The 8892-nt window shown below is 39.8% G+C and carries 12 protein-coding genes and 3 pseudogenes; 10 read left to right on the top strand and 5 right to left on the bottom strand.

Annotated features, from left to right (window positions below; translation table 11 throughout):
• The first annotated feature begins 323 nt into the window (after window positions 1-323).
• Entirely contained in the window at window positions 324-1001 is a 678-nt protein-coding gene (locus AB5935_RS22645) for a porin family protein (protein WP_007854568.1), read from the top strand.
• A 295-nt stretch (window positions 1002-1296) separates the two neighbouring features.
• Window positions 1297-3336, top strand: coding sequence for a glycoside hydrolase family 2 protein (locus AB5935_RS22640; protein ID WP_008653205.1), 2040 nt, complete (start codon window positions 1297-1299; stop codon window positions 3334-3336).
• 143 nt (window positions 3337-3479) lie between these two features.
• Here the strand turns inward: AB5935_RS22640 and AB5935_RS22635 are convergent, their stop codons facing one another.
• Window positions 3480-3776 carry an aldo/keto reductase gene (locus AB5935_RS22635; RefSeq protein WP_008653202.1) on the bottom strand — a complete coding sequence of 99 codons (297 nt, stop codon included), beginning with the start codon at window positions 3774-3776 and terminating at the stop codon, window positions 3480-3482.
• A pseudogene (locus AB5935_RS22630) lies at window positions 3686-4182 on the bottom strand (aldo/keto reductase). Before AB5935_RS22630 ends, AB5935_RS22635 begins: the two are co-directional and overlap by 91 nt.
• A gap of 343 nt (window positions 4183-4525) precedes the next feature.
• On the opposite strand from AB5935_RS22630, the gene AB5935_RS22625 reads away from it, so the two are divergent.
• The 5 genes and pseudogenes from AB5935_RS22625 (at window position 4526) to AB5935_RS22605 (ending at window position 6461) form a co-directional block, all read left to right on the top strand.
• Window positions 4526-4768 carry a hypothetical protein gene (locus tag AB5935_RS22625; protein ID WP_032933024.1) on the top strand — a complete coding sequence of 81 codons (243 nt, stop codon included), beginning with the start codon at window positions 4526-4528 and terminating at the stop codon, window positions 4766-4768.
• A gap of 189 nt (window positions 4769-4957) precedes the next feature.
• Window positions 4958-5197 carry an aldo/keto reductase gene (locus tag AB5935_RS22620; protein ID WP_197737698.1) on the top strand — a complete coding sequence of 80 codons (240 nt, stop codon included), beginning with the start codon at window positions 4958-4960 and terminating at the stop codon, window positions 5195-5197.
• Between the two features lie 217 nt (window positions 5198-5414).
• Window positions 5415-5660: a hypothetical protein gene (locus AB5935_RS22615; protein WP_032933022.1), complete on the top strand. Its 246-nt coding sequence runs from the start codon at window positions 5415-5417 to the stop codon at window positions 5658-5660.
• Window positions 5579-5845, top strand: a pseudogene (locus tag AB5935_RS22610) (aldo/keto reductase). The gene AB5935_RS22615 and the pseudogene AB5935_RS22610 overlap by 82 nt, the downstream one beginning before the upstream one ends.
• Window positions 5846-5853: 8 nt before the next feature.
• Window positions 5854-6461: pseudogene (locus tag AB5935_RS22605) on the top strand (aldo/keto reductase).
• Between the two features lie 331 nt (window positions 6462-6792).
• Here the strand turns inward: AB5935_RS22605 and AB5935_RS22600 are convergent.
• On the bottom strand, window positions 6793-6981 hold the full coding sequence (locus tag AB5935_RS22600) for a hypothetical protein (protein ID WP_007832727.1): 189 nt from the start codon (window positions 6979-6981) through the stop codon (window positions 6793-6795).
• A gap of 65 nt (window positions 6982-7046) precedes the next feature.
• Between AB5935_RS22600 and AB5935_RS22595 the strand changes: the two genes are divergently transcribed.
• The 3 genes from AB5935_RS22595 (at window position 7047) to AB5935_RS22585 (ending at window position 7827) form a co-directional block, all read left to right on the top strand.
• Window positions 7047-7331 (top strand): helix-turn-helix domain-containing protein, encoded by a 285-nt coding sequence (locus AB5935_RS22595; RefSeq protein WP_008653195.1) that lies wholly within the window; start codon window positions 7047-7049, stop codon window positions 7329-7331.
• Between the two features lie 30 nt (window positions 7332-7361).
• A complete protein-coding gene (locus tag AB5935_RS22590) occupies window positions 7362-7541 on the top strand; it encodes a hypothetical protein (RefSeq protein ID WP_032940449.1) in 180 nt (59 codons plus the stop codon).
• A 151-nt stretch (window positions 7542-7692) separates the two neighbouring features.
• Entirely contained in the window at window positions 7693-7827 is a 135-nt protein-coding gene (locus AB5935_RS22585; protein ID WP_007832731.1) for a hypothetical protein, read from the top strand.
• Between the two features lie 295 nt (window positions 7828-8122).
• On the opposite strand, the gene AB5935_RS22580 is transcribed toward AB5935_RS22585, so the two are convergent.
• Window positions 8123-8551, bottom strand: a complete 429-nt coding sequence (locus AB5935_RS22580; RefSeq protein WP_007832733.1) for a hypothetical protein — start codon at window positions 8549-8551, stop codon at window positions 8123-8125.
• 141 nt (window positions 8552-8692) lie between these two features.
• Window positions 8693-8892: hypothetical protein (locus AB5935_RS22575; RefSeq protein WP_368327586.1), on the bottom strand; the 200-nt coding region annotated here is incomplete at its 5' end.

Genomic DNA, 8892 nt, shown 5'->3' with positions numbered 1-8892 from the left:
GGTATAGGTATTCCATCAATGCATAACCGGAACTTTCTTTTCTCATGTGAGTTTCTCGTGCAATACTTTATTGCTTGTTTCCATTGTATTCAAATAATGGTTGATTTAGGTTGTTTTTTAGCGGATCAGTCATCGCTATGTCGTACTTACGTTCGATTTTACCGATTTGGTAAAATGTTAGTTTGAAATAAAAATAATCTCATGGATGGGGGTAAAATGAAACTTTGTTGTCATTCTGTAAAAAATAAGGTTATTATGATGAAAAAGATTATAGCGACACGATAGTATAAACTATAAAATTACTAACTTTAATTTATTTTTCAGTGAAAAAAGTATTATTATTTGCTGTTGTTTTTTCTTGTAGCATGTGGGCTAATGCTCAGTGTGTCACATGGGCAACCGAAGCTGGGTTATCTGCAATACAAAGAACTGGGTATGGAGAATGCTGGCGTCCATCCACTCGTTTAGGAATATCTGCAGATTATAATGTTAATAATGTGTTCTCTATGAAGTCGGGATTATATTATACTTTTAGAGGATACTCTGTAAATAATGGTGGAACATATAGTAATGGAGATGCTACATGGATAGAAAATGTTTCTCAGACAAGGCATTTTTTACAAGTTCCTATTTGGGTTAAAATCTCTATCCATAGCAACAATTCCACTAAATTTTTCTTTGAAATAGGACCATATATAGGATATTGTATCAAAAATCATATTGATAGTAATCCATATTATCTTACTATACCTTCTTCCGGTTTGGTTGAAGGATATCCTGGTGTGGGAGAAAGTACGGAGGGTGGTAGCAACCAGTTTCTATATCAACATGCGAGAAATTTCGACTGGGGAATGACGTCTGCTGTAGGTATTGAAAATCGGAGGTGGACAGTTAAGCTTCAATATGAAATATCACTTGGAAAAGAATCTAAAAATGATAATATAGGTGTAAACTATAATAGTTTAACCCTCTCTGTTGGTTATAAGCTAAATGTAAAATAATAAACTAATATTTCGTTGGACTTTGTATTTGTAATTATATCGGTATTTTTTAGCATGCTTTTATACAAAATATTCTAAGAAATGCTTGGAAAAATCTCTGAGGGGATATGTGTTGATTTATTATTCTAGTTATAATATATGCCGCTGTGAATATCAGAAGAAAAGTTATTCACGGCGGTTTTGACTTTTATCTTCTTTGTATTCAACTATTCTTCTGTGTTTTAGTTGGTCTCTCAAGTTTTTTATCTATTTTTGCTGTTGGAACATAAATCAAAGTATAATAATAAAAATACATATGAAAAACCTCAGAAGAACTTTTACTGTATTGTTTGCCGCAGCTTTCAGTATGCAGATGTTGGCACAAAGAGAAGATAAGCTTATCAATCAGGATTGGAGTTTCCGTTTTTCCCATCAAGTAAATGCTAATGCTGCACGTAGGGTAGACTTGCCTCATACTTGGAATGCACAGGACGCTTTGGGTGGTAAGCACGATTACAAGAGGGGAATAGGTAATTATACTAAAAAAATATTCATCCGTCCCGAGTGGCAAAGTAAGCGGCTTTTTTTACGTTTTGAGGGAGCGAATTGCGTGAGCAATGTCTTTGTAAATGGTAAACATATAGGTGAGCATCGGGGCGGTTATGGAGCTTTTGTCTTCGAGGTAACCGATAAAGTGGAATATGGAAAAGAGAATACATTGCTGGTACGTGTCAATAATGGCGAGCAGTTGGATGTAATGCCATTGGTCGGTGATTTTAATTTTTATGGTGGCATTTATCGGGATGTACATCTGTTGCTGACTGATAACCTGTGTATCTCTCCGTTAGATTATGCATCGTCTGGGGTTTATCTCATACAGCAACAGATTACGGACAAACAGGCAGCTATTTGTGCACGCATCAATCTTTCTAATGGAACGGGAGAACTCCGAAAAGCAGTGCTCCGGTTGCAGGTTAATGATGAAAAAAAGACTGTGTATGAAACGGAGAAGGAAGTAAGTATGATTCCTCATACAGATGTACAGGTAGAGAATATAGAGTTCATACTGAAGAATCCGCGTCTTTGGAACGGGACGCAGGATCCATTCATGTATCAGACGGTGGTGACCTTGATTAAAGATGGAAAAGAGTTGGATAAAGTGGAACAGCCGTTAGGGGTACGTTATTACATCACGGATCCCGATAAAGGTTTTTTCTTGAATGGAAAACATTTGCCGCTGCATGGTGTATGCCGTCATCAGGAGAGGGCGGAAGTGGGTAATGCTCTTTATCCGGTGCATCACGAGGAAGATACTCGTATCATGCTTGATATGGGGGTGAATGCCGTTCGTCTGGCACATTATCCACAAGCTACCTATATGTATGATTTAATGGATAAATATGGCATTGTCACTTGGGCTGAGATTCCATTTGTGGGGCCGGGAGGATACGCTGATAAAGGTTTTGTTGATCAGCCTTCTTTCCGCGAAAATGGTAAGGAGCAGTTGAAAGAGATGATCCGCCAGCATTACAATCATCCTAGTATCTGTTTTTGGGGATTGTTCAATGAATTGAAAGAGCAGGGAGACAATCCTGTAGAGTATATAAAGGAGTTGAATGCTATGGCACATCGGGAGGATCCTACTCGTCCTACTACTTCTGCAAGTAATCAGGATGGCGCGTTGAATTTCATTACTGATCATATAGCTTGGAATCGCTATGATGGATGGTATGGGGCCACACCGGCTACGCTTGCCACATGGTTGGATGCTACTCATAAGAACCATCCCGAAATAAAAATTGCCATCAGCGAATATGGTGCTGGTGCTAGTATCTATCATCAGCAGGACTCATTGGTACAAACTGTTCCCGGAAGTTGGTGGCATCCAGAGAATTGGCAAACAGAATATCATATTCAGAATTGGAAAATAATAAATGAACGTCCGTATGTGTGGGCTAGTTTTGTGTGGAATATGTTTGATTTCGGTGCAGCTCATCGTATGGAGGGGGATCGTTCGGGCATCAATGACAAAGGACTGGTAACTCATGATCGTAAGATTAAAAAGGATGCTTATTATTTTTACCGGGCCAATTGGAATCCAGAACCTATGATTTATATCGCAGGGCGTCGTAATGTGAATCGGGTGAAGCCGCTCGTTGATGTACAGGTCTTTTCGAATGTAGAAGAAGTGATATTGATAGTGAATGACTGTCAGTGTAGAAGGATGAAGCCGGACAGTTTGAAAGTTTGTTTGTTCAAGGAGGTCCCTCTCAGAAAAGGAAGGAATGAAATAGAAGTACGTGCCAGTGATAGTAAAAAACAATTGATAGATCGATGCACTTGGATATTACAATAAAACAATTGCCGCAGGGAGTTATACATCTATTTCTGCGGCGATTGTTTTTTATTAGTTTGATTTAACCAGTTTGTTCATTGTCTTGTGTTGATTCTACACGATCAGAACTGTTGAACCGTCGTTATAGTAGTATTATTTTATCTCTATTCCATAAACATATGGGTGGTTCTAGCATCATAATGATCAAAAAAGAGGCTGTATCCCATGTCGAGTGTGGCGATGGTAGCCATATCTTTGTCTGTCAACTCAAAATTGGAAATGTCGGTGTTTTGTTGCATCCGTTCTATGTGAATCGATTTGGGGATGATGATGACGCCACGTTGGATTAACCAGCGCAGAGCGATCTGTACTATGCTTTTCCCATATTTGCTACCGATTTCGGCAAGTATTGAATTCGTGAAGAAACCGTTACGGCCCTCGGTGAGCGGTCTCCACGACATGATGCGCGTGCCGAACTCTTTTGCGGTTCAGTCTGTTGGTTGAATACGTGTGTTTCCACTTGATTCACAGCTGGAACAATCTCCATGTTGTTAGTGATATAGATGAAATGATCAGGGTAAAAATTTGAGACGCCTATGGCGCGAAGCTTTCCCTCCTTATATACTTTTTCCAGTGCGCGGTATGCACTGTATCAGTCACAGAACGGCTGATGCAGGAGCATTAGGTCAATGTGGTCGGTTTGTAAGCGGTCCAAACTTTTGTCGATAGAGGCTTTCACTTTTTGTAACCGTAGTTGGAAATCCATATTTTTGATACGAGGAAAATCTCTTTGCAGTCGATATCACTTTTACGTATGGTATTACCTACACCTTCCTCATTGTGGTATGCTTGTGCTGTATCGATCATGCGATAACCGATCTATAAAGCACTGCTTATACAACGTTCGTATTCGTTCGGAGAAACTTGATAGACGCCATAACCTATCTGGGGCATTTCGACACCGTTATTCAATTTTATTGTATTCATATTCTTGTTATGATTGATTATTTTCTTCTATAAAATTACACTTTTTCTTTCAGGAAGTTGTTATATAAATTTCTGTTTCTATTGTTGTTTTTGCGGATAGAAGTAATTTTATATTCAAAAACTGAAAAAATGTAATTCAATCCGTATTTCTTGTAAATATAACATAGGCAAGTCACGCTAATTTTGTACTGTGAAACTATTAAAAACAGATTAGAAATATAATATGGAGAAGAAGTTTATTGCAATGCTAGTGTGTGTGGCCTTGATGGGCTGCATCTTTGTTTCCGCACAGGATATTTGTAAAACTGTCGCTAATGTACCGATGGTACAACTCAATAATGGTGTGTTGATGCCGCAATTCGGTTTGGGAACTTTTATGCAATCATCCGGTTCTATATGTGAACAATCGTGCCTTACTGCTTTGAAGATCGGTTATCGACATATCGATACTGCTCATGCACAATGATAAAGCCGGAGTGGGACGAGCTGTAAAGGAGAGTGGTATTTCACGTGAGAAAATTTGGATCACCTCGAAACTTTGGCCGACCGAATATGGCGAAAGTAAGACATTAGAGGCTATAGATAAGATATTGGAACACATGCAATTGGATTTGTTCACCAGCCAGCCGGCGATTTTGTGGGTGCATGGCGTGATATGGGAAAAGTACGTGCATTGGGAATCAGTAATTTCGATGCAAATGACGAGGCGTTCGAGAAAATTATGATCGAATCGCGTGTAAAACCCGCAGTATTGCAGATCGAATGCCACTCTTACGCTCAACGGTTGGCCATACGCGACAAGGTAAAACCTTATGGTATTCACATTACTTGTTGGTTTCTGTTGGGTGGTGCGATGTCTAATGGTGCGTTGTTCAGTCTGTCATCCGATAAATAGCCAAGGTACATGTAAATCTCCCGTCCAGATAATTCTTCGCTGGCATATTCAAGGAGATTTCTCTGTCATTCCCGGAGCATCGAACCTCGATTATATCAAGGAGAATATTGCCATTTTTCGATTTCGAACTGAATAACAAGAAAATGGAACAAATGTGTTCGCTCAATAAAGAAAAACGCTTTTTCAACGCTACGCAGGAAGAGGTGGAAAAGATGGTATGGAATACAGAACATTAGGACTGAGTGGATTGAGGATATCGGCCGTCGGTCTGGGCTGCATGGGTATGAGTCATGCCTACGGTGCGCCTGCCGATAAGTGTAAAATAACGGAACTATTGACCGATGCCGTAGATATGGGGTATACTTTTTTGACACGACCGAAATGTATGGTACACCGGACAGGTCGAATGGTAATGAAGAATTGTTGGGAAAAGCGTTGCAGTCGTTCCGCAACCAAATTGTGATAGCCTCAAAATTCGGCATATAGTTTGATGGTTTTGGCGTAGCCGGTACACATGTCGTGATTCCCGATTCGCAGCCTTCAGTTATCTACAGTTCAGTTGAAGGATCACTCCATCGTTTGCGTACTGATCGTATAGATCTGTATTATCAGCATCATATTGATCCGAAGGTTGAACCGGAGAAGTAGCAGGAGTAATGACCGATCTGATCCGTGATGGGAAAATCCTGCACTGGGGCATTTCAGAAGCTATTGAAGAGTATCTACGTCGCGCTCATGCAGTTTGTCCCGTTATTGCTGTGCAGAACCACTATTCGATGATGGCTCGCCAATACGAAAAATGTTCCCTCTCCTTGAAGAACTAGACATGGGCCTTGTGGCCTTCTCGCCACTTGCAAACGGGCTGCTTACGAAATGTTATACTGCTGAAACACGATTTGATGTTCGAATGGATTACCGTGCCGTTATGCCTCAATTCCAGATGAAGAGTTTTGAGCAGAATGAATCGTTGTTTTCTCTTATTGACCGTTTGGCGGAAAAATACCATGCCATCCCGTCGCAAATCGCGCTGTCGTGGACGATGAACAAACGTCCATGGATTATACCTATTCTAGGAACGTGCCATCTGTGCCGGCTTAAAGAAAATGCTGGTGCTGCTGATGTTCACATGACTGATGAAAAAGTAAAGGAGATAGATATTGAACTTGAAATGATGGAGATGAGCGAAGTGTTCGGAGGATCGCCCATAAAAAATAACTATTCCATTGTAGAATTATTAAAAAATGTAAATGCAATGGCTTTATAGCAGCAGTCGCTTGAGATTCTGTATTTATGGTTATTTCTGTTTTTATTAAGCAAACGGTATAAAAGTATGGAAGAGTGTAAAGATATTATGGTAATCGATTGGGCTACCCGGATTCCGACCGATGCCGAAGAGGAGTATTTGTCACATTTGTTCTGTTTGGGAGGGGGATGTTGATATCGGTTCAACGGAATGGATTTTGAGTTGCATGCTGGCGATCTGTCGATTATCCGCAAGCGGAAAATGATTGAAAATATAGAAGTTTCAATGGATTTCTGTGCCAAGATTATCTATGTGAAGTCTGGATTTGTTGAACTATGTAACCTTAGAGCAATTATGGAATGAAAGGACAACTGGCCTTTTCCTCAACTCTGTCATGCACCTCTCGCTTGAACAGCAGATTGTCTGTCGTCGAGATCTTGAACTGCTTGAGTTGTGTATCAAGGATACTGAACATCGTTTCTACCGTGAAATGCTTATCAACGCCATGCAGACGGCTATCCTTGATTTTTTCGATTTTCATGCTCGTATCTATGATGAAAGCGACATTTCAACGCAGATGCCTCCATCATACATCGTTTCTTGAGAATGCTGGAGGATGGTACATACCGCGAACACAGGGAGGTATCTTATTATGTCGATTGTTTGTGCATTACGTCGAAATACTTGTCGGAAGTGTTAAAAAAGGTGAGCAGATATGCCGCCAACTATTGGATTAACCGTTATACAATATTTGATATTTCACGCCTGTTGAGTGATAAGTCATTGTCGTTCGTGCAGATTTCCGATATGTTCAGCTTCTCGTCACAAGCCTATCTCAGCCGTTATGTACAACAGAATCTCGGTTTCAATCCGACGGAGTACAGAACATAAATCTATTCAATCAGACGTTACTGATGATAGTTGGTAGCATTGCTGATATCTTATTATACAACGGAACAATGTTATAGCCGTGTCACGGGTACACAGGACAAGGAATTGACTTTTATTTCCGATGCAACACACAGCAAAATCTACTACGTGCCGGAGTATGTGGGTACGGCAGTTAGGGGGGGAATGGAGTTTTTCGACAAGGAGTTGTAACTTTTCGTTAACTTTTTCAAACACGACATATTGACTTATGTTGCGACAGATGAAGAATATGACAATCAATAGTTCAGCGTGATAGCATGTTTTCCCAATGATACTTCCGCACCAGAAACAGAACAGTTAACAATGCCCGAAAAGCTAGGAAGTGGAGAGAACTGGAGTGATTTCGATTATCCGGCTGAAAAAAGTAAGATGCTTGTGGCTTACTTCTCCGCGCAGGGACACACAAACTGTGGCCGAACGTATTGTGGAGCTTACCGGTGCAGATGTACTGCATTAAGGTTGCCGGACTGTATGCCGTCCATACAATGACAACAACTTGTTCCGGGGCTTATAACAATTTGTAATCAGGTATGTCTGATTTGCCCGATGTGGAAACGGTAGCGTAGTATTATATGATTTTCGTTGATTCGTTTTGCTAGTGGTACCAACCTGTGTAGCCTATACATTTCTTGAGATATACGATTTGAAAGAGTGATTGGTGATGCTGTCGTTTCTTTTGGGAGGCTCTCGCTGACATTGTGCGAGGGGAAAACAGCATCCATCGTGGAAACCTCTGTAGACCGAATGACTAATCAGACTAGTAGATGCCTGTTTCTCCACCAGTACCATATAAATCGGGTACCGGTTGTAATTAGGGCTACTGACAATCCTGTATAAAATACAGCAATAAATGCTTCTGGTAGTACATGCAGGGTGCGTGTCAAGATACCTATGGTAATCATGAATCCCATGATAATCCACCCTTTTACATCGAAGAAAGAGAATGGACAATTCTTGGATTTCTTTTGAGATATGCGATGAGTATGTTTCTTGTAAAGTTTATGAAATATCAGACCAAAGAATAAAAGAAATACTATAGTGGCTTCACAGATTTTGAAGAACCAATAATGAGAATCGTTTATCCAGCAACTTATTCCAATACGCAAGATATTGATACCGGCTAAGAGCCAAACTATGCCTGCTGTAATAACTAATGTATTTTTTGTTACTCCGTATTTCATGTTAGCATTAAAAATAATGAGTAGCAAAGATACGTTTTTTTTAATGGATTATCTGATAGATGGATAGTTTTTTATTTGTAAACGGAGGAATAACACAGGTTTGTTTTTTTTTGTATAAAGAGAATTATAGAATTTACTTATTTATTGTTTTTGATTTCGTTCTTGCTTTAAATGGTGGTTTTGTTTTTTAGTGTGTTTGCAAGTTTGCCTTCCGTTTTTTCTTTTTCCGTTTTTTCCGGCTTTTTGTTTGCGTATTCTTTTTTTTCTTTTTCCGTTTTTGTTTACGCGCGTGCGAATATTATAATGTGTCTGTCTTTTTTCTCTCGTGTCCTCCGTTATAC

The organism is Phocaeicola sp. RTP21198st1_B8_RTP21198_201120 (assembly GCF_040929485.1).
GTDB lineage: Bacteria > Bacteroidota > Bacteroidia > Bacteroidales > Bacteroidaceae > Phocaeicola > Phocaeicola dorei.
The sequence above is the reverse complement of the archived record's forward strand: the minus strand, read 5'-3'. Positions and strand labels throughout refer to the sequence as shown.

Coding starts and splice junctions, on each gene's coding strand:
- AB5935_RS22640 (WP_008653205.1), top strand. CDS start 1,297: ATGAAAAACCTCAGAAGAACTTTTACTGTATTGTTTGCCGCAGCTTTC.
- AB5935_RS22635 (WP_008653202.1), bottom strand. CDS start 3,776: ATGTCGTGGAGACCGCTCACCGAGGGCCGTAACGGTTTCTTCACGAAT.
- AB5935_RS22625 (WP_032933024.1), top strand. CDS start 4,526: ATGGAGAAGAAGTTTATTGCAATGCTAGTGTGTGTGGCCTTGATGGGC.
- AB5935_RS22620 (WP_197737698.1), top strand. CDS start 4,958: ATGGGAAAAGTACGTGCATTGGGAATCAGTAATTTCGATGCAAATGAC.
- AB5935_RS22615 (WP_032933022.1), top strand. CDS start 5,415: ATGGAATACAGAACATTAGGACTGAGTGGATTGAGGATATCGGCCGTC.
- AB5935_RS22600 (WP_007832727.1), bottom strand. CDS start 6,981: ATGAAAATCGAAAAAATCAAGGATAGCCGTCTGCATGGCGTTGATAAG.
- AB5935_RS22595 (WP_008653195.1), top strand. CDS start 7,047: ATGCTGGAGGATGGTACATACCGCGAACACAGGGAGGTATCTTATTAT.
- AB5935_RS22580 (WP_007832733.1), bottom strand. CDS start 8,551: ATGAAATACGGAGTAACAAAAAATACATTAGTTATTACAGCAGGCATA.